The organism is Streptomyces sp. NBC_00286 (genome assembly GCF_036173125.1).
Lineage (GTDB): Bacteria > Actinomycetota > Actinomycetes > Streptomycetales > Streptomycetaceae > Streptomyces.
Genome location: NZ_CP108054.1, coordinates 5,220,498 through 5,245,326, shown reverse-complemented (window position 1 = coordinate 5,245,326; position 24,829 = coordinate 5,220,498). Strand labels below are relative to the sequence as shown.

The following is a 24,829-nucleotide window of genomic DNA, read 5'->3' as shown; positions in this document are numbered from 1 at the left end:
GGGGTAGCGGCAACCGGCATCGCCAGCCGCTACCCCGCCGCTACCCATCCGCTACCGCTACCCCTTCCCGCTACCCCGAACAGGCCCCTGACCTGCGCGGTAGCGGCAGTAGCGGAAGTAGCGCCCCTCAGAAGGGCGCCCAGAGTGCTCTCCCCTCTCCCGGAGGTTCCGACGTGCTCACCGCCGTACCCACGACGCCAGAAGCCCTGACCGTTCCCGAGGTCATGACTGCCCTGCGGATCAGCCGGTTCAAGGTCTACGACCTGATCCGCTCGAACGAACTCCCCAGCATCAAGATCGGTCGGGCCCGCCGCGTCCCGGTCGACAGCGTCCGCGCGTACTTGCGCGACCGATTGGAGGAAGCTGCCTGATGGCCAAGCGACGCGCCAACGGCGAAGGAACGATCACCAAGCGCACCGACGGGCGCTACCACGCCGCCGCCTACGTCTACCGCCCCGATGGGACGCGCACCAGGAAGTTCGTCTACGGCAAGACCCGCGACGAAGTGGCCGACAAGCTGACGGAGTTGCAGGAGAAGACCCGTCAGGGCATCCCCGCCGCATCGTCGACGATGGCCTTCGGGGACTACCTGACTTACTGGCTCGCCACGATCGCTCCGGAGCGACTCAAGCCCGCCACACTCAACAGCTACGAGGGGTTGACCCGGCTCTACATCCGGCCGGCGCTCGGCAAGAAACGACTCAACCGGCTCTCCCCGGCGGACGTCCGCCGCTTCCTGACGGAGTTCAAGGGCTCGTGCCTCTGCTGCCTGCGCGGCGCTGACCGCGAGCGCCCCGAGGGCAAGCGCGCGTGCTGTGCCGTGGGCCGATGCTGCAAGCGGCTCCCCTCCGCGCGGACCGTGCAGTACATCCACGCTGTGCTGCGATCCGCTCTCCAGCAAGCGATGCGCGAAGAGCTGATCGCTCGGAACGTCGCCCGCATCGTCGAAACCCCCACCGTCACGCCCAAGGAGGTGCGCCCCTTGGACGGCGCCGAAGCACGGCTCTTGCTCAAGACCGCCCGCACCCACCGGCTGTACACCCTGTGGTTGCTGCTCATCTCGACCGGCCTGCGGCGCGGGGAAGCCCTCGGACTCACGTGGTCGGACGTAGACCTCGTGAACCGACAGCTCCGGGTACGCCGAAACGTGCAGCGCATCCGGCGGGAACTGCTCTTCGGGACGCCGAAGACCACACGGTCCATCCGTACGGTGTCCATGCCGCAGCACCTCGTACGAGCGCTCACCCAGCACCGCGAGCAGCAGGAGCGGGAACGCAAGGTGGCGGGCAAGAAGTGGCAGCCAGCGCCGGGCCAGCCTGACGGGCTGATCTTCACCACGACGACGGGGCGCGTCACCGATCCCCGGAGTCTGAACCGGATGCTCACGATCCTGTGCCGAGACGCGAACGTGCGTCGCGTCAGGGTCCACGATCTACGGCACACGTGCGCTTCCCTCCTGCTCTCACAGGGGGTGGACGCTCGCACGATCATGGAGACGCTCGGGCACAGCACGATCACGATGACGCTCGACACCTACGCGCATGTGATGGACACGACGCTCCGGGCGGCGGCGGAGCGCATGGACGACGCGCTCAATCTCCATGACCCCGACGAGGAACCGGAGGGGGAGGAGTCGACCGACTGAGGGCAACTTCCGACCGCACTGATGTCACCCGTTGATGTCAAAGGCCCCACCGGGCGAACCGGTGGGGCCTTTGACCTGTGTGCACTCGGCAGGATTCGAACCTGCAACCTTCTGATCCGTAGTCAGATGCTCTATCCGTTAAGCTACGAGTGCCTGTGTGTTCTGTTGTGTTGGCTCTTCCTGGCGGGCTTTTGGGCCCGGTCGGCGTTGCGGGAACAACATTACATGACTGGTGGCGCCTGGCGAAATCCGTTTAGTGAACCCTGTATGACCTGCGAAAACGGCCCTGGAATGGTCGGGGAACGACCGAAGCCCCGGCCAGTCGCGACCAGGGCTTCGGGATCATGAGGCGGAGGCGGAGGGATTTGAACCCTCGATGGGATTGAAGTCCCAAACCGCATTAGCAGTGCGGCGCCATAGACCGGACTAGGCGACGCCTCCAGCACAGCCGCCCCGCGCGAGCGCGAGTGGATGCGTGCAGATGATGACACAGCCCAGCGGGGTGTCACCAATCGCCCCCCACGGTACTAGGCGGAAAGGGCGAAGGGCAAAGGCGTAACGCGGCGCAACGTCGTGGGACGGGCAGCGTTAAAGGGGTGGGGCCTGCGCCCCGGACCAGCGTTTCGACCACAGACCGACCATCCCCCCGCACCCCGTGGAGCCCTCATGTTCCGCCGTCTCGCCCTGACCGCAGCCGCCTCCGCCACCGCCTCCCTCGCCGTGCTCGCGGCGACGCCCCCGGCCGCGTACGCCGAACCGCTTCCCCCTGCGCCGCTCCCCCATATGCCGACGCCGGCCCGGGAGGGCGACCGCCTCACCGTGACGGTCAGCGACGCGGGGGACGGGCTGGACGGGGCGTACGAGCTGGAGTGTCATCCGGAGGGTGGCAGTCATCCCGACGCCGCGGGCGCCTGCGAGCGGCTGGACAGACGGACGGGCTGGGGTGAGGACCCGTTCGCGCCCGTCGAGCCCGGGGGGATGTGCACGATGCAGTACGGCGGTCCGGCCACCGCTCGCGTCACCGGGACGTGGGCCGGGCGGCCCGTCGACGCCACGTACGAGCGCGGTAACGGGTGCGAGATCGCGCGATGGGACGCCATGGTGCCCGTACTTCCGGAGCTCGGTTCCTGAGAAGCACCTCCCTGCTGAAGGACGAGGGCTGAGGAGAAAGGCTGAAAAGGAGGGCCAAGGAGAAGGACGAGGTCACAGCTTCTGCGTCTTCTCTACTTCTCTCCTGCGTGCGACCTCCCTCTCATCCGGCGTCGCGAGCGCAACCTCTGCCCGTAGACTCCCTCGCGTGACACGTCGCGGACCGGTTGGCAAGATGGCCTCCGCGGTCGGCAAGGTGCGGTAACAGGGAGGAAGCGTCTCGTGAGCAGCAGGCCATCCCGAGGCGCTGCTCGCCTCGCAGCCATACTGGACGCGCTTCCCGATGCGTTGTTGCTGGTCAACGCCAATGGGACCGTAGTCAACGCCAACACCATCGCCCTTGAAACCTTCGAGGCTCCGGGCACGGCTCTGGTCGGTCGCGGACTGCTCGATCTGCTGCCCGAGTTCGACTCCCGACTGATCCCCGGGTCGATGCGCCGGCCCGACACCATCGACCCGCGCGGGCGGACCAAGCCGCGGCGGATGATGGCCCGGCGCACCGACAGCAGCGAGTTCCCGGTCGAGGTCACGAGCGCGAATCTGGAGAACGGCCAGCAGGCGTACGACAGTTCCGGCTACACCAGCGATGAGCTGCTGATGCTTGTCGTACGTGACCTCTCCGGCACCGTCGACACCGAGGCCGAACTCGCGCGTTCGCAGCGGCAGACGGAGATGATTCTGCGGGCCGCCGCCGAGGGCGTGGTCGGTACCGACACCGAGGGACGGGTCGTCCTCGTCAATCCGGCCGCCGCGCAGATTCTCGGCTTCCGGGCCAGCGACCTGGGCGGGCAGGAACTCCATCCGCTGACGCTGCACTCCCGCGCCGACGGCACCCCCTTCCCGTACGAGGAGTCGCCGCTCGCCGACACTCTCCGTTCGGGGCGCAAGCATCGGGTGCGGGGACAGGTGCTGTGGTCCAAGAACGGCGACAAGGTGCCCGTAGACCTGACGACCGCGCCCGTACGGGATGGGGACCAGCTCGTCGGCGCGGTGCTGACCTTCACGGACCGGCGGGCGTACGACGCGCTCGTCGAGGAGAAGGACGCGGCTGCCCAGCGGCATCGGGAGGAGCTCGCGCGGGCCGCCGAGGAGCATGCCGCGGCGCTGAACGCGCTGCGGGACGAGCACGGCAGGGAACTCGCCGGGCTGCGCGAGGCGCATGAGGAGGAGCTGGCCGCCGGTGACGACCGGTACGCGGCGCTCGCCGAGCGGGAGAAGGACCGGTACGAGGCGCTGGCCGCGCGTCACGAGCAGCTGCTCGCCGTGCTCGGGCAGTCCCTGCGCGGTCCGCTCGACCAGCTGCGCGGCGACCTGTCCGCCCTCGCCGCCGACGACGCCGGACAGCTGTGGCCCGAGGCCAACCAGGTGCTGCATCACCTCGCGGCCGGCTACTCCCGGATCACCACGCTCATCGACAACGTGCTCGGTTACCAGCGGCTAGACGCCGGGGCCGAGAACGTCGTACGGACGAAGGTCATGCTCGACGCGGTGGTCGCAGCCGGTGTCGACGGAGCCGTAGAGCTGATCGGGCCCGGGCGGGTGCAGTTCGCCGTGCACGCGCCGCCCATCGAGGCCGAGGTCGACCCGCAGCGGCTCGCGACCGCGCTCGCGCATCTCGTCGCGGACGTCGCGGGCGTCGACTCGACGGGCAACGCGCCGGTCTCGGCCGGTGGCTACATGGACAACACGGTCGTCGTGGCGGCGGCCCAGCGCGGCGAGGTCGTACGGATCGAAGTGCGCGGGCCGTATGCCGGGGGAGACCCGGTGCATGAGCCGATCGTGCGCGGGATCGTGCGGGCGCACGGCGGAGTGCTGCAGACGCACGAGGTGCCGGGGATGAGCGGCAGTGCGTTCGTACTCGAGGTGCCCATCGGGGGCGGGGCCGGGGCGGTTTCCGCTCAGGCTCCGGCGGCGGAACTTGGTGTGGGTGCGGCTGCGGGCTCGGGTGCTTCGCCGGAGGGTGGGCCCGGTTCGGCCGTGGCGCTGCCCGAGCAGGTCCCCGCGCAGGCCGGTGGCGGGAGGCGGCGGGCTCGACGGTCCTCGGTGGACGCCTTCCTGGAGAGCGAGGTCACGCACTCGGCCGAGACGGGGGCGGGAGCGGAGACTGGGGCGGCCGCACCCACCGGGCGGCGGCGCAGGCGGGCCGCGGCGGATGAGTCGCAGCTGGCGCAGGTGCCCGTTCCGGCGCAGGGGACTGGTGAGGGTTCCCAGGTGTCCGGTGGGACCGGGCGGCGGCGGGGACGGCCGAGTCCCGCGGAGAGCGGCGGCGGGGTTGCCGAGGGTGCGGTCGTGACCGCGGCCGAGCATGCCGCGGGTGCCGCGGCCACCGGGCTCGGGCCGACGGTGCCTCCGCAGGGCGTGCCCGCGCCCGAGGGGCAGCGTCCGCGGCAGATCGGCGGTGAGCGGCAGGCGCTGCCGGCAGCACTGCCGTCGGGCCATGGCGGTGAGGGAGCCGGCCGGCCTACCGGGCGGCGTCGGCGTGCGCTGGCCGCGGCGGCCGAACGCCAGGCCGCCCAGGAGGCGGAGCCGCGCTCGGTGTTCGCACTGCCTCCGGCTGAGGCGGACCGTGGGCCAGGGTATGCCGCGCAGCAGCCCGCCCAGGGGCAGCCCGTTCATGGGCAGACTGGTCAGGTGCCGATCGGTCACGGGCAGACCGGTCAGGTTCAGAACGGTCAGCAGCAGGTCGGTCACGGGCAGGCCGGCCAACAGCAAGTCGGTTACGCGCAGGCCGACGATGGTCGTCATGATGCGGCCCTGCACGATCCTGCCGAGGACCACACTCCGCCACAGCCGCATCCGGTGTCGGCGCCTACCGGGCGGCGGCGGGCTCGACAGGGGGACGCCACGGGCGCGGGGCAAGGTGTTCCCGGACAGATGGCGCCCGCTCAGGCTGTGCCTCAGGAGGCTCCGGCACAACTCGCTCCCGCTCAGGGGGTTCCCGCCCAGGGTGACGCTTCCCAGGGTGCTCCGGGACAGCCGGTGGTCGCGCAAGGCGTCTCGCAACAGGGAGCTCCCGGCCAGAGTGTCATCGTCCCGGGGGGCGCCGGGCAGGGCATGCCTCAGCCGATGGTCCCGGCACAGGGCGCACCTCCGCAGGGGATTCCCGCGGAGGCTGCCGCCGTTGCCGCGACCCCGCCCGGAGGCGGGGTCCCCGCTGCAGGTACGACGCCTCGGGGCGCCCCCGTCGCCCAGAACGCCCAGCCCCAGCCTCAGCCGCAACCCCAGCCTCAGCCCATGGCGGCTCCGAGCCCTCAGTCCCAGTCGCAGCCCTGGCCTGGCGCGACCGAAACTCCGGCTCCCCAGGGCGCTACTCCCGCCACCCAGGCCCAAGCCCCGGCCCCGGCTCCGGCTCCGGCTCCGGCCGAAGCGGACGCGCCCCGCACAGCCCAGCCCCTCCCCGCCGAAGCCCCGACCCCCGCGGCGCCCGTTGCCGCCGCGCCCCCCATGGACCCCAACTCCACCCAGGGCCGCGCCTTCAGCGTCCGCACGCTCGGGCAGGGCGTCGAGTTCGGTCGCCGTATGAGCGACGCCCAGCAGCCCCTGCCGAACCAGCCCACGCCCCTGGCGGCTCCCGCGCCGCAGCCCCAGGCTCAGGCTCAGCAGCAAGCCCAGCCTCAGGCTCAGCCCCAAGCCCAGGCCCAGACGCCTCCTCCGCATGCGACCAACGGCTCCGGCCGCCGCCGCAAGCTCGGCACCCGTAACGAAGCCATCCCCGAGGCCGCCCCCGTCCCGGAATCCGCCACCGGACAACACGAGATGGCGGCCCGCCCGCACCCTCAGCAGTCAGCTCCCCAGCCCCAGCCGACCGCGACCGCACCTGCGCCCGACCCCCGGCCGGCCGACGCCACCGAGGGACCCGGCCGCTCGTACGCCATAGGAGCCCCGGACGAGAACGCCGCCGAAGGTCCCGAGCCGCTCGACGGCCCTGGCGGTGCGGTAGAGGTCGCGAACCAGCCCCTGCCGCAGCCGATGGACGACGAGCTGCCCCCGGAGCCTCTGGACAACCCGCGTCGGCTGCTGGTCTGGCCCGCGCCGGACGTCGGTACGCAGCAGGCGCTGAGCGATCGCGGTTACCGGCCGGTGATCGTGCACTCGCGCGAGGAGGTGGACGCGCAGATCGCCGCGTTCCCGGCAGCGCTGTTCGTCGACCCACTGACAGGGCCCATCACGCGTACGGCGCTCCAGTCGCTGCGTACGGCCGCCGTCGCCGCCGAGGTTCCGGTGCTCGTGACGGCGGGACTGGGGCAGGCGACGCGCGAGGCGGCATACGGCGCCGACCCTGCCGTACTCCTGAAGGCGCTGGCGCCCCGCGACAGTGAGCAGCATCCGCCGCGTGTGCTGCTCATCGAGGAGCATGCGGAGATCGCGCTGGCGCTGACCTCGGCGCTGGAGCGGCGCGGGATGCAGGTCGCCCGGGCCTCGTCCGACGCGGACGCCGTCACCCTGGCCGCGCAGATGCGGCCGAACCTCGTGGTGATGGACCTGACGCAGGTACGCCGCCGCCGTGCCGGAATCGTCGACTGGCTGCGCGCGAACGGCCAGTTGAACCGCACCCCGCTCGTCGTCTACACCGCCGCCGTCGACCAGTCCGAACTCCCGCGCCTGGCCGCGGGGGAGACGGTCCTGTTCCTCGCCGAACGCTCGACGAGCAGCGAGGTGCAGAGCAGGATCGTGGAACTGCTGGCACGGATCGGCATAAACTGATCGTTTCGCATAGGCGAGTTCGCAGATGTGAGGTGGGGCGCTGTTTCACGTGAAACAGCGCCCCACCTCACATTCCGGCCCAAAGCCGCCAGAACTGACAGCTCCCGTCAGATCTGGGTGATGTCCAGGTCACCCGCGGCGTACTGCTTGCGCAGCACCTTCTTGTCGAACTTGCCGACGCTCGTCTTCGGCACCGCCTCGATGACCGTCCAGCGTTCGGGGAGTTGCCACTTGGCGATCTTGCCCTCCTCGGCGAGGAAGGCGCGCAGGGTGTTGAAGTCGGCGGTGGCGCCCTCCTTGAGGACGACGGTGGCCAGCGGGCGTTCGCCCCACTTCTCGTCGGGGACGGCGACGACGGCGGCCTCGGCGACGTCGGGGTGCGCCATGAGCGCGTTCTCCAGCTCCACCGACGAGATCCACTCGCCTCCCGACTTGATGACGTCCTTGGCACGGTCGGTGAGAGTCAGGAAGCCATCGGGGCTGATCGTGCCGACGTCACCGGTCTTGAGCCAGCCGTCCTCGCTGAACTTGTCGGCCGGGCGCAGGACTTCGGTGGCCCCATGGCCGCCGTAGTACGCACCCGCGATCCATGGACCGCGTACCTCCAGCTCGCCCGCGGACTCGCCGTCCCAGGGCAGCCGCTCGCCGCCGGGGCCGGTCAGCCGGGCCTCGACGCTCGTGGGGAAACGGCCCTGCGTGATGCGGTACGCGAACTCCTCGTCCGTGCCGATCACATGGGCCGGCGGACGGGCGATGGTGCCGAGCGGGGAGGTCTCCGTCATGCCCCAGGCGTGGCAGACGCGCATGCCCAGCTCGTCGAAGGCCTTCATGAGGGAGGGCGGACAGGCGGAGCCGCCGATGGTGACCTGCGTCAGCGAACTCACATCCCGCGGCTTGGCCTTGAGCTCCCCGAGCAGCCCCTGCCAGATGGTGGGGACGGCAGCGGCATGCGTCGGCTTCGCACTCTCGATCATCTCGGCGAGCGGGCCCGGCTGGAGAAAACGGTCCGGCATCAGCATGTTCACACCGGTCATGAACGTCGCGTGCGGCACCCCCCAGGCGTTCACATGGAACTGAGGGACCACGACGAGGGACGTGTCCTGGTCGGTGAGGCCCATGGACTGCGCCATGTTGATCTGCATGGAGTGCAGATAGACGGAACGGTGGGAGAACACGACCCCCTTGGGGTCACCCGTCGTCCCGGAGGTGTAGCACATGGCCGCACCCTGGCGTTCGTCCAGCTCAGGCCAGTCGTACGTCTCCGGCTTGTCCGCGATCAGTTCCTCGTACTCGTGCACCTGAACCGACGCCCCGTCCAGCAGCGAACGGTCACCGGGACCCGAGACGATCACATGCTCGACCGACTTCAGATGCGGCAGCAACGGCGCGAGCAGCGGCAGCAGCGAGCCGTTGGCGATCACCACCCGGTCGGCGGCGTGGTTCACGATCCAGGCCAGCTGCTCCGGGGGCAGCCGGAGGTTGAGCGTGTGCAGCACCGCGCCCATGCAGGGGATCGCGTAGTACGCCTCGACGTGCTCGGCGTTGTTCCACATCAAGGTGCCCGTGGGCTGGCCCTCTTCGACTCCGAGCTCCCGCAGGGCGTGCGCGAGGCGGGCGGCCCGTGCCCCGATCTCGGCGAAGGACCGCCGCTGCGGCTCCCCCTCGCCGGTCCACGTGATCACCTGAGACGATCCGTGGATGGTCGACCCGTGGGTCAGGATTCTCGAGATCAGCAGCGGTACGTCCTGCATCGTGCTCTGCACGGCGTCCTCCCGGGGCGACATTGCCTGCGCGGTGGCATGAAAGGTTTGGGCCTGATTGTGCGCACATACCGCGCGGTATGTCACTAGTACGGGGATGATCGATCACGTACGTGTGCAGGGATTCCGTGCCGAGGCGGGATATGTGAGGTGGCCGAGGACCTTCAGTATGTGGGCGTTTGACGACGAGGCCTCAAGGCCGATACGGGGTGGCTGGTGCGGAGCCCTGAGCAAACGATCCTGAGCAATGATGCCGCACGCGTCAGCGAACCGGTCCCAACTCCGGGTCCTCGCGCAGCTTGCCGAGGGCACGCGACACCGCAGACTTGACCGTGCCCACCGAGACGCCGAGCACCTCCGCCGTCTGGACCTCGCTCAGGTCCTCGTAGTACCTCAGGACGACCATCGCCCGCTGCCGCGCCGGCAACCTCATGATCGCGCGCCACATCGCGTCGTGAAGCGCCTGCTGCTCCGCCGGATCCCCGGCGGGCGGGGCCTGGGGCTCCGGCAGCTCCTCGCACGCGAACTCGTCGACCTTCCGCTTCCGCCACTGCGACGTCCGCGTGTTCAGCAAGGCCCGGCGGACGTAACCGTCGAGCGCCCGGTGGTCCTCGATCCGCTCCCACGCGACATACGTCTTGGTCAGCGCGGTCTGCAACAGATCCTCGGCGTCGCTGGGGTTCGCGGTCAGCGAGCGCGCGGTACGCAGCAGCACGGGCTGGCGGGCCTTCACGTACGACGCGAACGACGGGTACGCGAGGGTCTGGGCCCTTGGCGTAGCGGCGTTCGAAGCGCTGGTGCAGACGGGTGTGGTCATGGCTCCACGCTAGGATCGCCCCCTACTCGAGCGGATCGGCCGGAGGTCCTGAAGCCTTGTCCGCCTCAGGTTGTAGGAGTGGCGCCAGCTCCACCTCCTGGAGGTGGAGGCGACGGCCCGTACCCCTGAGGGTCCACCCCTGAGAGACGCATCCCTCAGGAGTAGTGCGGGGGTCCGCGCGGTCCCGATGGAGTACGAAGAGGCTCCGAGTGTGGGCCCTGGTGAGTAGCGGCCCGCAGCGCGCCCGTATTCAGCCTCCGTCATCCGCTTCAGCCTCCGTCGTCCGCCCTCAGGATCAGCCCGGACGTCGGCACCCCCGTGCCCGCCGTGACCAGCACCCGGCGGGCGTCGGGTATCTGGTTCACGGACGTCCCGCGCAGCTGCCGTACCGCCTCCGCCACTCCGTTCATCCCGTGCAGGTACGCCTCTCCGAGCTGTCCCCCATGTGTGTTCAGCGGCAGCCGCTCCTCAGCGACGAAGTCCGCCGCCTCACCCGGCTTGCAGAACCCGAACTCCTCCAGCTGCATCAGCACGAACGGTGTGAAGTGGTCGTACAGAATCCCCACGTCCATCTCGGCCGCCGTCAGCCCGGAGGTACGCCACAACTGCCGTGCCACCACGCCCATTTCCGGCAGCCCCGTCAGATCGTCCCGGTAGAAGCTGGTCATCTGCTCCTGTCTCCGGCCGGCGCCCTGGGCCGCCGCCGTGATCACCGCCGGCGGCTGCGGCAGGTCCCGCGCCCGCTCCACGGAGGTGACGACCAGGGCCTGGCCGCCGTCGGTCTCCTGGCAGCAGTCCAGCAACCGCAGCGGTTCGACGATCCAGCGCGAGGCGGCATGGTCGGCGAGCGAGATCGGTCTGCCGTGGAAGTACGCCGCCGGATTGGTCGCCGCATACTTCCTGTCCACGACCGCGACCTGCCCGAACGCCTCTGACGTCAGCCCATACGTGTACAGATAGCGCTGCGCCGCCATCGCCACCCAGGAGGCGGGCGTGAGCAGCCCGAACGGCAGACCCCAGCCGAGCGCCGCACCCTCGGCCGAAGGCTCCCGCCGCTGCACCCCGGAGCCGAATCTCCGTCCCGACCGCTCGTTGAACGCCCGGTAGCAGACCACGACTTCGGCCACTCCCGTCGCCACCGCGAGCGCGGCCTGCTGAACGGTCGCGCAGGCCGCCCCGCCGCCGTAGTGGATCCGCGAGAAGAAGGACAGCTCCCCCATACCGGCGGCTTGGGCAACCGTGATCTCCGGACTGGTGTCCATCGTGAACGTCACCATCCCGTCCACATCGGCCGCAGTGAGCCCCGCGTCGTCGAGCGCGGCCCGCACCGCTTCCACCGCCAGCCGCAGCTCACTGCGCCCCGAGTCCTTGGAGAACTCGGTGGCCCCGATCCCCACGACCGCCGCCCGTCCGCCGAGCGTGTCCCTCGTCCGTACGCTCATGGCCGGCCCACCCCGTCGGCGCCGCCCGGGACCGTCAGGGTCACCGTCCCCGTGACGTGCTTGCCTATGCCGTTGGCCCCGACCACCCGCACCGTGACGGTCTTGCCCGCGGCCTCGTCGCCCTCGTCGCCCTCGCGCTCCGCGGCATCATCGCCCTCGAGGTCCGCGGCTCCCTCTGCGTCCTCTACCTCCTCGTCCTCTACCTCCTCGACCGTTCCGGTCAACACCATGGTGTCGCCGGGGTAGTTGGGCGCTCCCAGTCTGATCGCCACTCTGCGGAGCACGGCCGTGGGACCGAAGTGGTCCGTGATGTAGCGGCCGACCAGGCCATTGGTCGTCAGGATGTTCATGAAGATGTCCGGCGAGCCCTTCTGCCGTGCCAGCTCCGCGTCGTGGTGCACGTCCTGGTAGTCGCGCGAGGCGATGGCCCCCGCGACGATGAGCGTGCGGGTGATCTCGATCTCCAGCGGCGGCAGCTCATCGCCGACGCGCACCACCTGTCCGACACCGGCACTCATGCCGCCCCCGCCCCCTCACCGTCGCCCTCTTCGCGCACGATCAACTCCCCCAGCTCCTGGAGCACTTCGCTCCCGCATCCCAGATACGCGTCCAGCTGTCGCCCCCACAGAAAGTGCCGGTGCACGGGATGGTCGAGGTCGGCTCCCATACCGCCGTGCAGATGCTGGCCCGTGTGCACCACGCGCTGTCCCGCCTCCGAGGCCCACCACGCGGCGGTCAGCGCATGACTGGCGTACTCCAGCCCCTCGTCACGTCGCCAGGCCGCCTCGTACGCCGTGACCCGTATCGCCTCCGTGTCCATGTACGCGTCCGCTGCTCTGAGTTGGACCCCTTGCTTGGCCGCGAGCGGCCGCCCGAACTGCTCGCGGGTGTTGGTGTGCTCCACCGCCCGGGCCAGCGAACCCGCGCACACCCCGGCCTGCAGCCCCGCGAAGGCCGTACGCGCGGTGGCGAGCACGTCGTCGTACGCACGGCTCGCGTACGCCCCCGCACCGTTCACCTCGCGCTCGTACGCCCCGTTCCCGTACGACCCACCACCGCTCGCCCCGTCCCGGCGCACACCGCTCCCGTACGCGCCCTCGCTTCCCGCCCCGTCGCCGAGCCGCTCCGCCGGAATGCCGTCTCCCGCCCCGTCGCCGAGCCGCTCCGCCGGCGTGCCGTCCAGCGTCAGCCGCCCCGCCGACCAGGGCGCCGTCAGCTCGACGGGGACACACTCCGCGTCCGCGGTCCGCACCAGCCACAGGCTGCGCTGGTCGTCCGCGACCAGGACATGCGTGGCGTCGCGGAGCCACGGCACCGCGGCGACGGTGCCGGTCAACTGCCCGGAGCCGTTTGCCCGTACGGCCGCTTCGCGCAGCGCCCCGCTGACCACCACCGTCCCTTCCCCGATGCCCGGCAGCAGGCGCTCCCGTTGCTCCGCCGATCCATGCGCCGACACCGCCGACAGCCCGTACACACAGCTCGCCGCGAACGGCGCCTGGGCCGTCGTCCGCCCCTGTTCCTCGAGCAGGAGCACCAGCCCGAGGAGCCCTATGTCCGCGACCGCGGCCACGAGTCCGGCCTCGCACAGCGCCTTCCACAGCTCGGCATCACTGCCCGTCCCGGCGGCGGCGAGCCGCTCGGGCGTGGACAGGTCGCCGAAGATCCGCGCGGCCAGCTCACGAGCCGCCGCCTGCTCCTCGGTGGGTGTGAAGTCCATGTCAGCCTCCGCTCCCCTCGACGGCCGCGACGGCACGGAAGACCGGCAGCTCCAACTCCTCGTCCGCCCGCTCGAATTCGAGCCGTACCGGCATACCGATGCGCACCTCGTCGTGCGGCACCCCCACTACGTTGCTGATCATCCGCACGCCCTCGGCGAGTTCGATCAGCCCGACCGCATAGGGAGGATCGAAGGCCGGGAAGGGCGGGTGGTGCATCACGACGTACGAGTAGACGGTCCCCTCGCCGCTCGCCTCGACCGTGTGCCACTCCAGTGACCCGCATGCGTTGCACCCCGGCAGCCAGGGAAAGCGCAGTGCCTTGCAGCCGTCGCAGCGCTGGATCAGCAGCCGGTGCCGGGCCACGCCTTCCCAGAAACCGGCGTTGTCACGGTTGACGACAGGACGGGGACGCCAGGGCCGTGACTCCTTCGAGGCCTCCGAAACCGTCGCCCCGGTCGACGGTGGCGCCACCTTCGAAGCCGGCATCTCGGTGACCGGTGACGCGGCCTCCTGATCCCTCGGTTTCCGGACCGCGGGTGCGTACTTGAAGATCCGGAAGCGATGTGTCCCCGCCGGCCGCCCCCCTGCCCGTACATCCATCCGCGTCGTGACGAAATACCCCGTGCCCAGCTTGGTCGTCTTGCGCGCGGAGACCGATTCGATCAGCGAGTCGAAGGTGATCTCGTCCCCTGGTCGGAGCGGCCGCAGGTACTCCTGTTCGCAGTCGGTGGCAACCACGGAGGTGTACCCGGCGCCGTCGAGCAACCCGAGCAGTTCCTCGTACGCCCGCGACCGGCCCGTATGCCCGGACAGTCCCCCCATGGTCCACACCTGGAGCATGGTCGGCGGAGCTATGGCATCCGGTCCCGCATACACCGGATTTCTGTCTCCCATCGCCTCGCACCAGTGCCGGATCATCGGCTCGTTGACCGGGTCCTTGCCCACTCCCGCGACCGCTGCTGCCCGCCTCTCGTACGCCTTCAGCCGTGCCTCGAGGTCCCCGCCGGACTCCTCGCTCACCGCCGCCCCCTCGTCATCCCGAGCCGCATCGTCGCCACGATCTCGCGCTGCACCTCGCTCACCCCGCCCCCGAACGTGTTGATCTGCGCCGCTCTGTTCATCCGCTCCAGCTCGCCGCCTTCGAACACCCCCGGCGAACCCGAGCGGATCAGCCCGTCCGCTCCCACAATTTCCTGACACATTCGATACACCGCGACCGTCGATTCGGTTCCCGCGAATTTCACGCCGCTCGCATCGCCGGGTGCCAGCCGACCGGCCCCGACATCCCCCACCAAACGCCAGTTGAGCAGGCGTGATGCCGCCAGCCGGGCATGCGCCTCGGCCAGTCGCGATCGCACCCACGGCTCGTCAACCCTGCGCCGCCCGGTCACCGGATCGGGCGTACGGGCCGCGGTCAGCGCGGCGGCGTAGAAGTCCTCGGCCTGCATGCCGATCGCCGCGAGCGCGACCCGCTCATGGTTGAGCTGGTTGGTGATGAGACCCCAGCCGCCGTTCTCCTCGCCGACGAGATTGCCCGCCGGAACGCGGATCCCGTCGTAGTAGGTGGCCGTCGTGGTCAGTCCGCCCACCGTCTCGATCGGCGTCCACGAGAATCCGGGGGCGTCGGTGGGCACGAGCAGGATCGAGATTCCCTTGTGCTTGGGCGCGTCCGGGTCGGTGCGGCAGGCGAGCCAGATCCAGTCGGCGTTCTGCGCGTTGGAAGTGAAGATCTTCTGCCCGTCGACGATCCAGCCCCCGCCGTCGCGCACGGCGCGCATCCGCAGCGAGGCCAGGTCGGTCCCGGCCGACGGCTCGGAGTACCCGATGGCGAACACGAGGTCCCCGCGCAGAATCCGCGGCAGGAAGAAGTCCTTCTGCTCCTCGGTCCCGTACTTCATCAGCGTCGGCCCGACGGTGTTCAGCGTGACCATGGAGACGGGCGCGCCCGCCCGATAGGCCTCGTCGAAGAACACGAACTGCTCATCGGCGCCGCGTCCTTGACCCCCGTACGCCACCGGCCAGCCCAGCCCCAGCCAGCCGTCGGCACCGATGCGCCGAAGCAGCGCCCGCTGTCGGCCCGAGTCGGCGGCGCGCGGCGGTCCGTCAGGCATCAGTTCCCGGAAGTACGTACGGAGTTCGGCGCGCAGCCGTCGCTGGCGCTCGGTGGGGGCGAGGTGCACGACGACGGCCCTCCCGGACCTCGTACGAACAAGGATTTCTGACTGTCCGTCAGATTATGGGCACTGTCAAGGTCACCGGAAACACCCCGCCGAAACCGGGGCCCGACCGCCTCCACAGGACGCCCGCCCCCTCTTCCTTTTTTCGAACGTACGTACGAACATGGAGTCATGGCCACCATCGACCGGCAGGCCACGACGCTGGCCCTTGCACACGCGCTGTCAGCCGCCGAACGCGGACTGGCCGTCATCCCGCTGTCCCAAACCAAGCTCCCCGCGCTCCGCTCCCCACACCGCGCCGACCCGACAGCGCCGCCCTGCCACGGCGAGTGCGGTCGCTTCGGACACGGTGTGTACGACGCCTCCACCGATCCGGAACGCATTCGCGAACTCTTCGCCGCCGCCCCCAGGGCCACCGGCTACGGCATCGCCTGCGGTCTTGAGCCACACCACCTCATCGGCATCGACCTCGACACCAAATCGGGCACCGACTCCTCGGCGGCGCTGCGCGAACTCGCCCTGCGCCACCTGTTCACGATCCCGGAGACGATCGTCGTCCTGACCCCCAGCGGCGGCCGCCACCTGTGGCTGTCCGGTCCACCCGACGTCGTCGTCCCCAACTCCGCGGGCCGCCTCGCCCCCGGCATCGACATCCGCGGAGCCGGCGGCTACCTCGTCGGCCCCGGCTCGCGCTCCGCACACGGCGTCTACAGCACGGCTCCAGGTACGTCCCACCTGGCGCCCGCACCCTGCCCACGCGCCCTCCTGCGCCTGCTCACGCCCCCACCCCGAACGCACCACCCCACGCCCTCCTCAGCGGGCGGGCACGGCCAGGGCCTGGTCCAGTTCGTCGCCGCCGCCCACGAGGGCCAACGCAACACCCGCCTCTTCTGGGCAGCCTGTCGGGCGTACGAGAACGGCATCGGCGACGAACTCGTCGAACCCCTGGTAGCCGCGGCACTCCAGGTGGGCCTTTCGGAACGGGAGGCCCGGTCGACGGTGGGGTCGGCTCGGCGGTTGGTGGGGGGACGGCAGGGGTGAGGGAGGCCGGGGGGCAAGCCCGTACCTCCGCGCTGGCCCACAGATGGCCCAGACGTACTGCCCAGACCTGGGGCACGGGCGAGTCAGGGCGCATGCGGAAGGGGTGCCGCTCCGGAGAGTGGCACCCCTTCTGACCTGCGGTGGGTGTGGGATTTGAACCCACGGTGACATCGCTGCCACGACGGTTTTCAAGACCGTTCCCTTAGGCCGCTCGGGCAACCCACCCCGCGCCGACCGGAGATCGGCGCGGGATCAAGACTAACCGGTCGGCTGTCGTGGTGGGTCAGCTGTCGCCCTCACGTTCGCCGAGAGTGACCTCGGTCGTGTTGGTCTTGCCGTCGCGGGTGTATGTGAGCGTGACGGTGTCGCCGGGCTGGTGGGTCCAGATCTCGCCGATGAGGGCGGGGCCACTGTCGATCGCCGTGTCGTCGATCTTGGTGATGACGTCGCCCGGCTTGAGACCTGCCTTGTCGGCGGGGCCGCCCTTCTCGACCGCGTCCGCGCCGCCCGCGCCTTCCTCGGTGATCCTCGCGCCGCCGGTGCCCTCCTGGAGGGAGACCGAGGCGCCGATCACCGGGTAGACCGGCTCGCCGGTCCTGATCAGCTGCTGAGCGACGTTCTTCGCCTGGTTGATCGGGATCGCGAAGCCCAGGCCGATGGAGCCGGACTGACCGGTACCGCCCAGGCCCCCGCTCGCGGACTGGATGGCCGAGTTGATGCCGATCACCGAGCCCTTCGCGTCCAGGAGCGGACCGCCGGAGTTGCCCGGGTTGATCGAGGCGTCGGTCTGCAGGGCGCTCATGTACGAGGCCTTGCCGGTGGAGCTGCCGTCACTGGAGGCCACCGGGCGGTTCTTGGCGCTGATGATGCCCGTGGTCACCGTGTTGGACAGGCCGAAGGGCGCGCCGATCGCGATCGTCGAGTCGCCGACGGCCACCTTCTCGGAGTCGCCGAGCGGCAGCGGCTTGAGGTCCTCGGGCGGGTTCTTGAGCTGGATGACAGCGACGTCGTAGCCCTGTGCGTTGCCGACCACCTCGGCGTCGTACTTCTTGCCGTTGGGGAAGGTCGCGGAGAGCTTGCCGCCGTCGACGGCCTCCGCCACGACGTGGTTGTTGGTGAGGATGTGGCCCTGCTTGTCCATGACGAAGCCGGTGCCGGTGCCGCCCTCGCCGCCGCCGCTCTCCGCCTCGATGGTGACGGTGCTGGGCAGCGCCTGGTTGGCGATCGCCGCGACCGTCCCCGCCTCCCGCTTGAAGTCGCCGCCGCTCTGCGAGGCGGACACCGTCGTCGAGCCCGTGGAGGAGTCGTTGCTGTCGGCCGCCCAGTAGCCGATGCCGCCGCCCACGCCGCCCGCGACGAGCGCGGCCACCAGGACCGCGGCGATCAGGCCGCCACGGCCGCCGCCGGACTTGGGCGCGGGCTGCTGGTACGTGGATCCCCAGCCGGCACCCGAGCCGCCGTTCGCGTACGCGGGCGTGGCCGGCGGAGGCGGAGGGGGCCAGGCGCCCGGCTCCGCACCGTGGGCCGCATGTGTGCCGTCGGGCGCCCCCGGGGGCACCGGCGGCAGTACGGCCGTCGGATCGCCCTCCTGGGATTCCGGATGGGCCCCCGGCCGCGGCGGAACTCCGTGCTCCGGACGCGTGGAAGCAGCGGGAGCGTCCACCGGCACGGGAGGGGCTGACGGGGCGGGGGGTACCGCGTTGCCCTCGTTGTTGCCCTCGTTCTCGGTGCTCACAGCTCTTCCTCTCGATCCACTGCTGCTTCTTCCGGTCGCTCCCGGTCCGGCTCACTCATAGGTGCGTATACGTGTCCGCGATCCGGTGCGATTCAGATGTGCAGGTACTTCTTTGTATGCCGTCAGCTTTTCCCACGGGACGTCAGGGCGCCATAAGCGGTGCCTGTGGGTCCGGGAGCTTTCAGGACCTTCTTTTGTACCTGAGGACTCGGCCCCTCACTTCTTTACATGGGACCAGTCCGACATAACCATCGCAGCCCCTGGGCGGCCGCCTTTAGCGCGTACCCACGCGCGCGTGCAGCATGACGCAGCCACGCGCGCGTGGTGGCACCATGACGCGGTGACCCACGCACGACAGCACCTGATTCAGGTGGTCGCCCATCGCGGCGCCTCCGAAGATGCCCCGGAGCACACCCTGGCGGCGTACGAGAAGGCGATCGAGGACGGGGCGGACGCCCTGGAGTGCGATGTCCGGCTGACCGCGGACGGCCATCTCGTCTGTGTCCACGACCGCCGGATCAATCGCACCTCCAACGGTCGCGGCGCCGTCTCCGCCCTGGAGCTCGCCGATCTCGCCGCCCTGGACTTCGGCTCCTGGAAGAACCGCGACGAGGCGCCCGACTGGGAGCAGCAGCGGCCGCCGTCCTGGGAGCAGCAGTCCGTCCTGACGCTCGAGCGTCTCCTTGAGCTCGTCGCCGACGCCGGCCGCTCTGTGGAGCTGGCCATCGAGACGAAACACCCCACACGCTGGGCGGGCCAGGTCGAGGAGCGTCTGCTGTACCTCCTGAAGCGCTTCGGCCTGGACGCCCCGCCCTCCGCCGCCGAATCGCCCGTACGGGTCATGAGTTTCTCGGCGCGCTCGCTGCAGCGCGTACGGGCGGCCTCTCCGACGCTGCCGACGGTCTATCTGCTCCAGTTCCTCTCGCCCCGGCTGCGCGACGGACGGCTGCCCGTGGGTGTCCGTATCGCGGGCCCGTCCATGCGGATCGTGCGCAACCACCCGCTGTACATCGAGCGCCTGAAGCGGGCCGGGCATCAGGTTCACGTATGGACCGTGAACGAACCCGAGGACGTCGCTCTCTGTGTCGAGCTGGGTGTCGACGCCATCATCACCAATCGCCCGCGCGCAGTACTGGACCAGCTGGGCCGCTGACCTGCGAGGTCCGGTGACTTCGGCCAGACCGTCGAAATCCGGCCACGCCATTACGGGGAGTGCTCCGGCGCGTTCGGTCCGTGTTCGAGGGTTACGAGTGCGTCACTGCATGTGCATTGGCCGGTTTCCGGTCCAGTCCAGGGGGGCATCCACACCGTGGCGTGGGGCGAAGGAGGTCTCGGGGGTGGCGTTGGTGGTGGCACAGGAGGTGCCCGCGTCGTCGAGCATGGCCGTACCCCATGGCCCTGCGGGCGTGGGGGAAGCAAGACAGCGGATGCGCGCTCAATTGCGCACCGGTGGCGTCGCGGAAGCGGTCATCGACGATGCCGTACTGATCCTTTCCGAACTGTTGAGCAACGCGTGCCGGCACGGCCGGCCGCTGGGCGACGCGCTGGCGGGGGACGGGGACGTCCGGGCCGCATGGCGGGTCGACCCAGGTGGACGGCTGACCGTCGAGGTGACGGACGGCGGTGGTCCGACCCGCCCGGTTCCGGCCACGCCCTCGGTCACCGCACACGGCGGCCGTGGGCTGAACATCATCACCGCGCTGGCCGACGACTGGGGCGTCAGGGACGACGTCCAGGGCGAGGTCACGGTGTGGGTGGTCGTCCAGAAGGACGCCCACGACGCACACGCGGAGCGCCGGCGGGGAGACTTCGCCGCGCGCATCACGGCTCCGTCGGTGTCCGCGGTACCCGACCTGGACTTCGGCGACTCGTTCGACAACCTGGACTGACGCTCCGGTCCGGCTGCAGCACAGGCTGGACCGGAAGGCCGGTTACAGCACGACGCGACGGGCCGGCAGGTTATCCACAGGGTCCCGTGGGTCCTCGTACGAGCGGCTAGGCTCGCGCCCGTACGACAGACGCCGTAACCGGGAGAAACCCACGATGGCCAAGAAGCGATCCCAGACGAAGGCCAGGCAGCCGAGGCCGCAGGACGGCGAGATCCCGGTTGTGGGAGCCCGTGAGCCCTGCCCCTGTGGCAGTGGCCGCCGCTACAAGGCGTGTCACGGGCGGAGCGCGTCGCATGCCGTGACGGAACTGGTGCAGCGCCCCTTCGAGGGGCTGCCGGGCGAGTGCGACTGGGTCGCGTTGCGCGAGCTGGTGCCCGCGGCCACGGTCCAGCTGACGCTCAAGGACCCCCTTCCGGAGGGTGTTCCTTCGGTCACGCTCGCGACCGTCCTGCCGATGGCGTGGCCCGCGCTGCGCCGCGACGACGGCTCCGTGATGATCGGCCTCCAGAACGACACCTCTTCCGGCGACATCAGCCGCGACCTGGCCGACACCCTGCAGCGAGCGCTCACCGCCGAGCCCGGCACTCCCGTACAGGGCCGGCGCGCCCCGGCGGACGGACCGCGGCTGCAGGAACTCCTCGATCCCAAGGGCCCGTTCGAGCCCATTGTGCACTCGGGTTTCGAGTTCTGGGTGCCGGACTCGGAGCACGCGACTCCGGACGTGACCGCGTCCCTGGAGCGCGCCAACGCCGCCGCCATCCCGACCGTGAAGCTGTCGGGCGTCGACGCCGCGTACTGGTGCGAGACCCCGGACAAGAACCATCTGCGCTGGGTCATGCCGCACGCCGAGGAGCAGCTTCTGGACGCGCTCGCGCGGCTGCACGCGGCCGGCCGGTCGAGCCTCGGAGAAGGCACCCGTCTCGTGGGCTCCTTCCGAGCCCACGGCCTCACGGTGCCGGTCTGGGATCTGCCGACCAATGTCACCGCGGAGGACATCGAAAAGCCGGCCGCCGAATTCGCCGAGCGGCTGGCCGCCGCACTGGCCACCGACGCACCGCTCACCGCGGACGAGCGCCGGGCGCGTGGCGGCCTCACCAACCGCCAGGTCACGCTGAGTTGAGGCCCGTTCGACACCCTGTCCGCGGCTGACCGACCGGTCAGCCGCGGGGGCTCTAGCGGAGCCGGTGACTCCTGTCACAAGTCCCTGTCATGGCAGGAAAATCGCTGTCCGAATAGCCGAGATCGAATTTGCGAACCGCCGATCTCTTGTTACCGTTCAATAGCCCGGTTGCTGGTGCATCCCCCGTCGCCAGCAACCGGGTCTTTGCGTTTCCGGATCCCGGCCCGCCCTTGACGCGCGCCCCAACCCGCCCGCCCCCCAGGCGAGTTGAGCCCCTACACAGCCGATTCGCTCCCCGAGCGCAGCAGCAGAGGCCCCTCAGCGCCCGCCGCGAATTCCACCACCGCCGTGTACGCCCGCGCGTCCCCGATCGTGCGCTCCCGAGGCGTCTCGCACGCCCCTGGCTCGTCGTCCGCGCCCACCGCGCAGTGCATCCGGACGGTACGCCCGCCGGGCGCCATGAGGGTCAGTACGGCGGTGAGGTCGTCGCCGGTCGCATTGCGGTAGTACGTCCGCGCCCAGGTGTCCCGCCCCTGGGTCAGTACGCAGGTCTGCGCCTCGATGCCGTCGGAGGAGGCGAGTTCGGGTCCGCAGTGGGAGGTGCCGACGGGATCCCGGCCGAGCAACAGCGGACTTCTGAGCGGGCCGGGCCGCGATGCGGCCGCCTTGTCGGAGACGCGTTCAGAGGTACGTACGGCCGCGGGACCCTCCTGCCCTGCGGGCCCGGCGGAGGCCACGGCCAGCGGCAGCGTGGCCGCGAGCACGGCAACGCCCGTCAGTGTCGGCAGACGAACTCTTCGGAAGCCCGGAGGTCGCCCGCCGGAGAAAAACAGCATGAAAAGGACGATAACGACCAAGAGGGGGCGCTCGGTTCGCCGCGCGCCCGATTCCCCTACAACTCGGGTGCGCTCACACCCGGACGAGTGAGGGCCTCCACCACGGCGTCCACGACGGCCTCCACATCGGGCACCCAGGGCGCGGCCGAGCCGGGCAGCGCTGCCCGCTCCCAGCGGATCTGGCCCTGTCCGGTCTCGGACGGCGGCAGCGCGAGATAGCCGCCCTCCCCGTGGAAGCGCAGCGAGCCGGGCACGAAGTCCTTTGCGTACAGCAGCTCACCCAGCTGCTCGAAGGAGTACGGCTTCACTAGCAGCGCCCAGCGCGTGGGGGACGCGATCACCGGGCCGAGGCGCATGCCCATGTGGTCGAGCGCCCCGAGCGCGCGGGAGGCGGCGAGCGCCGGCAGGCTCACCGCGCACGGGGCCTGGCCGCCGGTAGCGAGGATGATCGGCGCCGAAGGGCGGTTCGTCCACCACCAGCGCACCATGCGCTCGTCGGTGGTGGCCGCGAGGAGACCGGGGTCGAATGGGTGGGCACCGGGAACCGTGCACTCCGGATCGGGGCACCCGCAGCGCGCCCGCCCCTGCGGGTCCGGCGCAACGCCGGGGAGTACGGGCCACTGCCATGCGGTCGCGAATGTCAGGGCCGCGCCGAGCATCTCAGGCCTTCCAGTGTTTCGCCTGGAAAAGAGCCTGCGTCGCCTTCCGAGGATCTCGCGCATGAGCGCTCGTTCCTTTCCGTTGCACGCCTGGCAACACCGAGGACCACATCACACCATGTGTCGATCACTTCACTGTGCGTACCTACTGGCGCATCACACCCCTGTCCAGGACAAGGGGAACCCCTATGGGCCGAGCACTGGCTTCGTCCGCGTCCATACTGCGCCTATCAACAGCATGGGCATGGCGTGGGGGTGGCGGCGCCTGGCGATTGCTGTCGCGCGTATTGCTTGCCGCCTCCGCCACGGGAGGATGGGGCACGGTCGTCGGTGGTTAAGACGCCCGGGTCCGTCGCCAGGTTCCGGGAGGATCCCAACCACCCCTGGCCTTCACCGAGTACGTACCCATCACGACCGCTGTGACGCTCCGTCGAACAAGGCCAGTCGACCGCAATACGCCGTAACCCGAGGCAGTTTTAAGCCAACTTTGCTTTTCTCAAGTTCCCCGTCGGACACCAGGAATCCCAGCAGGACAATGCTGGACATCCCCTCACGAGTACGTGTACATGTGGAGACAGTGCTAGCGGCGCAGAATGACATGGGGGTTTGCGATGCTTTTGAGCAAAACGCACTGGTCCGAAAGTCGGACGCCATGAACTCCCCTCACGCTCCGAAAGTGGCCGGAATCGATTCAACTGTTCCGGCACCCACACACACTGTCGCGCCCGCGCCTGCCGTCCCCGGTACCTCTGCGGCCCCTTCTCCAAACCCCCCGGGAGCCGTTCTCCAGGACCGTCTCGCCAGCTGGGTGTCCGATCTCACGACGCTGCACGAACTGACCGAGCGGATGGTCCGCACAGCGTCCCTGAGTGACGCACTTCATGAACTTCTGCGCGCAGGAGCCGCCCTCGTAGGCGCCCGGCGCGGTCTCGTCGTCATGGAGCCGGGTGACGGCCTCGGCCCGGACACGACCATCGGCCTGGGCCTCGCCCGCTCCGACCTCGGTCACATCGAAACGATTCCGCGCCGCTGCATGTCGTACGGAAAAATCCTGGACGGGCTGCCCGGCGGCGATGGTGAGATCGCACAGCCCGACCTGTTCTCCGAGGACGGGCTCGACCCGCGTCACCGCGAGGTGGCCGCCCGGCTCGGCTATGCCGCGAGCTACGCGCTGCCGCTGTCCACCGACACTGCGGGCCGTCTGGGTGCCGCCGTATGGCTGTACGACGAGCCCGCCGAGCCGGTCGAGCGGCAGCGGCACCTCGTCGGTCTGTACGCCCGGTACGCAGCCGAGCACCTGGCCCGGCTGGTCGAACTGGAGCGCACGCGCGCGTGCATCACGACGATCACCGGGGAGTTGCTTCCCGCGCGGCTGCCCCGGGTCTTCGGTGTCCAGCTCGCCGCCCGGCATCGCACCGGTCCGCGCGGCGGCGGCGACTGGTACGACGCGCTGCCCCTGCCGGACGCCGCGCTCGGTCTCGCGGTCGGGTCCGTCACGGGGTCGGGGCCCAGCGCGGTGGCCGCCATGGGACGGCTGAGGGCGTCCCTGCGGGCGTACGCCGTGATGGAGGGCGAGGACCCCGTCGCCGTCCTGTCCGACCTGGAGCTGCTGCTCAGGCTGACCGAGCCCGCCCGCAGCGCCACAGCCCTGTTCGCGTACTGCGAGCCCGCCTCGCGCAAGATCACGCTGGCCGGGGCCGGGCACAGCCCGCCGCTGCTGATCGGTGAGCGGCGCACGGAGTACGTGGAGACGTCGCTGTCGGCGCCGCTGGGCATGCTCGCCTGCTGGGAGGCGCCGAGCGTGGAGTTCCAGGCAGCGCCAGGAGAGACGGTTCTGCTGTACACGGACGGTCTGCTGCAGCGCACCGGCGATCCCATGGACCGGGCCTTCGCGCGACTGCACGCGGCAGCGGCGAGTGTGCCGAGGCCGCTGCGTGCGGACCCGGGGGCGATCGCCGACCATGTGCTGCGCACGATGCTGCCCCAGGAGCTCGACGCGTCCGACGGACAGGAGGACGTGGTTTTGCTGGCGGCACGCTTCGAGTGAGCCGCTCGGCGGGCACGTGACTCGAAGGGCATGTAAAAGGGCTTCCGACTCCCTGGGCCCTCTCCCGTACGACCGTACGATGGAGGGGGT

General features: G+C 70.2%; 20 protein-coding genes and 3 tRNA genes. 9 read left to right on the top strand and 14 right to left on the bottom strand.

What is annotated here, in order from left to right:
- Positions 1-173 precede the first annotated feature (173 nt).
- Together OHT21_RS23985 and OHT21_RS23980 are read left to right on the top strand one after the other, a co-directional pair.
- Positions 174-371, top strand: coding sequence for a helix-turn-helix domain-containing protein (locus OHT21_RS23985; protein WP_328770404.1), 198 nt, complete (start codon positions 174-176; stop codon positions 369-371).
- Positions 371-1,645 carry a tyrosine-type recombinase/integrase gene (locus tag OHT21_RS23980; RefSeq protein ID WP_328770403.1) on the top strand — a complete coding sequence of 425 codons (1,275 nt, stop codon included), beginning with the start codon at positions 371-373 and terminating at the stop codon, positions 1,643-1,645. The genes OHT21_RS23985 and OHT21_RS23980 overlap by 1 nt, the downstream gene beginning before the upstream one ends.
- A gap of 80 nt (positions 1,646-1,725) precedes the next feature.
- Here the strand turns inward: OHT21_RS23980 and OHT21_RS23975 are convergent.
- Together OHT21_RS23975 and OHT21_RS23970 are read right to left on the bottom strand one after the other, a co-directional pair.
- Positions 1,726-1,798 (bottom strand) — tRNA-Arg (locus OHT21_RS23975).
- A gap of 197 nt (positions 1,799-1,995) precedes the next feature.
- Positions 1,996-2,086, bottom strand: a tRNA-Ser gene (locus OHT21_RS23970).
- A 225-nt stretch (positions 2,087-2,311) separates the two neighbouring features.
- Here OHT21_RS23970 and OHT21_RS23965 point away from each other — a divergent pair.
- Positions 2,312-2,776, top strand: coding sequence for an SSI family serine proteinase inhibitor (locus tag OHT21_RS23965; RefSeq protein WP_328770402.1), 465 nt, complete (start codon positions 2,312-2,314; stop codon positions 2,774-2,776).
- A 240-nt stretch (positions 2,777-3,016) separates the two neighbouring features.
- Positions 3,017-7,498 (top strand): PAS domain-containing protein, encoded by a 4,482-nt coding sequence (locus tag OHT21_RS23960; RefSeq protein WP_328770401.1) that lies wholly within the window; start codon positions 3,017-3,019, stop codon positions 7,496-7,498.
- A 107-nt stretch (positions 7,499-7,605) separates the two neighbouring features.
- On the opposite strand, the gene OHT21_RS23955 is transcribed toward OHT21_RS23960, so the two are convergent.
- The 7 genes from OHT21_RS23955 to OHT21_RS23925 all read right to left on the bottom strand — a co-directional run bounded on the left by OHT21_RS23955 (position 7,606) and on the right by OHT21_RS23925 (position 15,415).
- Positions 7,606-9,282, bottom strand: a complete 1,677-nt coding sequence (locus OHT21_RS23955; protein ID WP_328770400.1) for a long-chain fatty acid--CoA ligase — start codon at positions 9,280-9,282, stop codon at positions 7,606-7,608.
- 238 nt (positions 9,283-9,520) lie between these two features.
- A complete protein-coding gene (locus OHT21_RS23950) occupies positions 9,521-10,075 on the bottom strand; it encodes a SigE family RNA polymerase sigma factor (RefSeq protein ID WP_328770399.1) in 555 nt (184 codons plus the stop codon).
- 269 nt (positions 10,076-10,344) lie between these two features.
- A complete protein-coding gene (locus OHT21_RS23945; protein WP_328770398.1) occupies positions 10,345-11,517 on the bottom strand; it encodes a lipid-transfer protein in 1,173 nt (390 codons plus the stop codon).
- Entirely contained in the window at positions 11,514-12,011 is a 498-nt protein-coding gene (locus tag OHT21_RS23940) for a MaoC/PaaZ C-terminal domain-containing protein (protein ID WP_328774201.1), read from the bottom strand. Before OHT21_RS23940 ends, OHT21_RS23945 begins: the two co-directional genes overlap by 4 nt.
- 20 nt (positions 12,012-12,031) lie before the next feature.
- Positions 12,032-13,234 (bottom strand): acyl-CoA dehydrogenase family protein, encoded by a 1,203-nt coding sequence (locus OHT21_RS23935; RefSeq protein ID WP_328770397.1) that lies wholly within the window; start codon positions 13,232-13,234, stop codon positions 12,032-12,034.
- A 1-nt stretch (position 13,235) separates the two neighbouring features.
- Positions 13,236-14,255 carry a bifunctional MaoC family dehydratase N-terminal/OB-fold nucleic acid binding domain-containing protein gene (locus OHT21_RS23930; protein ID WP_328770396.1) on the bottom strand — a complete coding sequence of 340 codons (1,020 nt, stop codon included), beginning with the start codon at positions 14,253-14,255 and terminating at the stop codon, positions 13,236-13,238.
- Complete coding sequence (locus OHT21_RS23925) at positions 14,252-15,415, bottom strand: acyl-CoA dehydrogenase family protein (protein ID WP_328770395.1); 1,164 nt, start codon at positions 15,413-15,415, stop codon at positions 14,252-14,254. Before OHT21_RS23925 ends, OHT21_RS23930 begins: the two co-directional genes overlap by 4 nt.
- A gap of 168 nt (positions 15,416-15,583) precedes the next feature.
- On the opposite strand from OHT21_RS23925, the gene OHT21_RS23920 reads away from it, so the two are divergent.
- Positions 15,584-16,453: a bifunctional DNA primase/polymerase gene (locus tag OHT21_RS23920; RefSeq protein WP_328770394.1), complete on the top strand. Its 870-nt coding sequence runs from the start codon at positions 15,584-15,586 to the stop codon at positions 16,451-16,453.
- Between the two features lie 138 nt (positions 16,454-16,591).
- Here the strand turns inward: OHT21_RS23920 and OHT21_RS23915 are convergent.
- Positions 16,592-16,678 (bottom strand) — tRNA-Ser (locus tag OHT21_RS23915).
- 58 nt (positions 16,679-16,736) lie between these two features.
- Positions 16,737-18,188, bottom strand: a complete 1,452-nt coding sequence (locus OHT21_RS23910) for a S1C family serine protease (RefSeq protein WP_328770393.1) — start codon at positions 18,186-18,188, stop codon at positions 16,737-16,739.
- Between the two features lie 340 nt (positions 18,189-18,528).
- On the opposite strand from OHT21_RS23910, the gene OHT21_RS23905 reads away from it, so the two are divergent.
- Positions 18,529-19,341, top strand: a complete 813-nt coding sequence (locus OHT21_RS23905) for a glycerophosphodiester phosphodiesterase (RefSeq protein ID WP_328770392.1) — start codon at positions 18,529-18,531, stop codon at positions 19,339-19,341.
- A gap of 102 nt (positions 19,342-19,443) precedes the next feature.
- On the opposite strand, the gene OHT21_RS23900 is transcribed toward OHT21_RS23905, so the two are convergent.
- Positions 19,444-19,569: a hypothetical protein gene (locus OHT21_RS23900; RefSeq protein WP_328774467.1), complete on the bottom strand. Its 126-nt coding sequence runs from the start codon at positions 19,567-19,569 to the stop codon at positions 19,444-19,446.
- On the opposite strand from OHT21_RS23900, the gene OHT21_RS23895 reads away from it, so the two are divergent.
- Together OHT21_RS23895 and OHT21_RS23890 are read left to right on the top strand one after the other, a co-directional pair.
- The gene (locus OHT21_RS23895; protein ID WP_328770391.1) at positions 19,526-20,077 is read left to right on the top strand and encodes an ATP-binding protein; all 552 of its coding nucleotides are present in this window, start codon (positions 19,526-19,528) and stop codon (positions 20,075-20,077) included. The genes OHT21_RS23900 and OHT21_RS23895 overlap by 44 nt on opposite strands.
- A 154-nt stretch (positions 20,078-20,231) precedes the next feature.
- Positions 20,232-21,197: a DUF5926 family protein gene (locus OHT21_RS23890; RefSeq protein WP_328770390.1), complete on the top strand. Its 966-nt coding sequence runs from the start codon at positions 20,232-20,234 to the stop codon at positions 21,195-21,197.
- Between the two features lie 275 nt (positions 21,198-21,472).
- Here the strand turns inward: OHT21_RS23890 and OHT21_RS23885 are convergent, their stop codons facing one another.
- Both OHT21_RS23885 and OHT21_RS23880 read right to left on the bottom strand, forming a co-directional pair.
- A complete protein-coding gene (locus OHT21_RS23885; RefSeq protein ID WP_328770389.1) occupies positions 21,473-22,033 on the bottom strand; it encodes a hypothetical protein in 561 nt (186 codons plus the stop codon).
- Between the two features lie 56 nt (positions 22,034-22,089).
- Positions 22,090-22,755 (bottom strand): bifunctional DNA primase/polymerase, encoded by a 666-nt coding sequence (locus tag OHT21_RS23880; RefSeq protein ID WP_328770387.1) that lies wholly within the window; start codon positions 22,753-22,755, stop codon positions 22,090-22,092.
- Between the two features lie 472 nt (positions 22,756-23,227).
- Here OHT21_RS23880 and OHT21_RS23875 point away from each other — a divergent pair, with 472 nt between their 5' ends.
- Positions 23,228-24,739, top strand: coding sequence for a PP2C family protein-serine/threonine phosphatase (locus tag OHT21_RS23875; protein WP_328770386.1), 1,512 nt, complete (start codon positions 23,228-23,230; stop codon positions 24,737-24,739).
- The last annotated feature ends 90 nt before the right edge of the window (positions 24,740-24,829 follow it).

Excerpts from the sequence above, each read along its gene's own strand:
- OHT21_RS23885 (WP_328770389.1), bottom strand. The coding sequence starts at position 22,033 with ATGCTGTTTTTCTCCGGCGGGCGACCTCCGGGCTTCCGAAGAGTTCGT.
- OHT21_RS23955 (WP_328770400.1), bottom strand. The coding sequence starts at position 9,282 with ATGTCGCCCCGGGAGGACGCCGTGCAGAGCACGATGCAGGACGTACCG.
- OHT21_RS23890 (WP_328770390.1), top strand. The coding sequence starts at position 20,232 with ATGGCCAAGAAGCGATCCCAGACGAAGGCCAGGCAGCCGAGGCCGCAG.
- OHT21_RS23945 (WP_328770398.1), bottom strand. The coding sequence starts at position 11,517 with ATGAGCGTACGGACGAGGGACACGCTCGGCGGACGGGCGGCGGTCGTG.
- OHT21_RS23980 (WP_328770403.1), top strand. The coding sequence starts at position 371 with ATGGCCAAGCGACGCGCCAACGGCGAAGGAACGATCACCAAGCGCACC.
- OHT21_RS23900 (WP_328774467.1), bottom strand. The coding sequence starts at position 19,569 with ATGCTCGACGACGCGGGCACCTCCTGTGCCACCACCAACGCCACCCCC.
- OHT21_RS23950 (WP_328770399.1), bottom strand. The coding sequence starts at position 10,075 with ATGACCACACCCGTCTGCACCAGCGCTTCGAACGCCGCTACGCCAAGG.
- OHT21_RS23935 (WP_328770397.1), bottom strand. The coding sequence starts at position 13,234 with ATGGACTTCACACCCACCGAGGAGCAGGCGGCGGCTCGTGAGCTGGCC.
- OHT21_RS23920 (WP_328770394.1), top strand. The coding sequence starts at position 15,584 with ATGGCCACCATCGACCGGCAGGCCACGACGCTGGCCCTTGCACACGCG.
- OHT21_RS23880 (WP_328770387.1), bottom strand. The coding sequence starts at position 22,755 with ATGCGCGAGATCCTCGGAAGGCGACGCAGGCTCTTTTCCAGGCGAAAC.
- OHT21_RS23875 (WP_328770386.1), top strand. The coding sequence starts at position 23,228 with ATGCTGGACATCCCCTCACGAGTACGTGTACATGTGGAGACAGTGCTA.
- OHT21_RS23965 (WP_328770402.1), top strand. The coding sequence starts at position 2,312 with ATGTTCCGCCGTCTCGCCCTGACCGCAGCCGCCTCCGCCACCGCCTCC.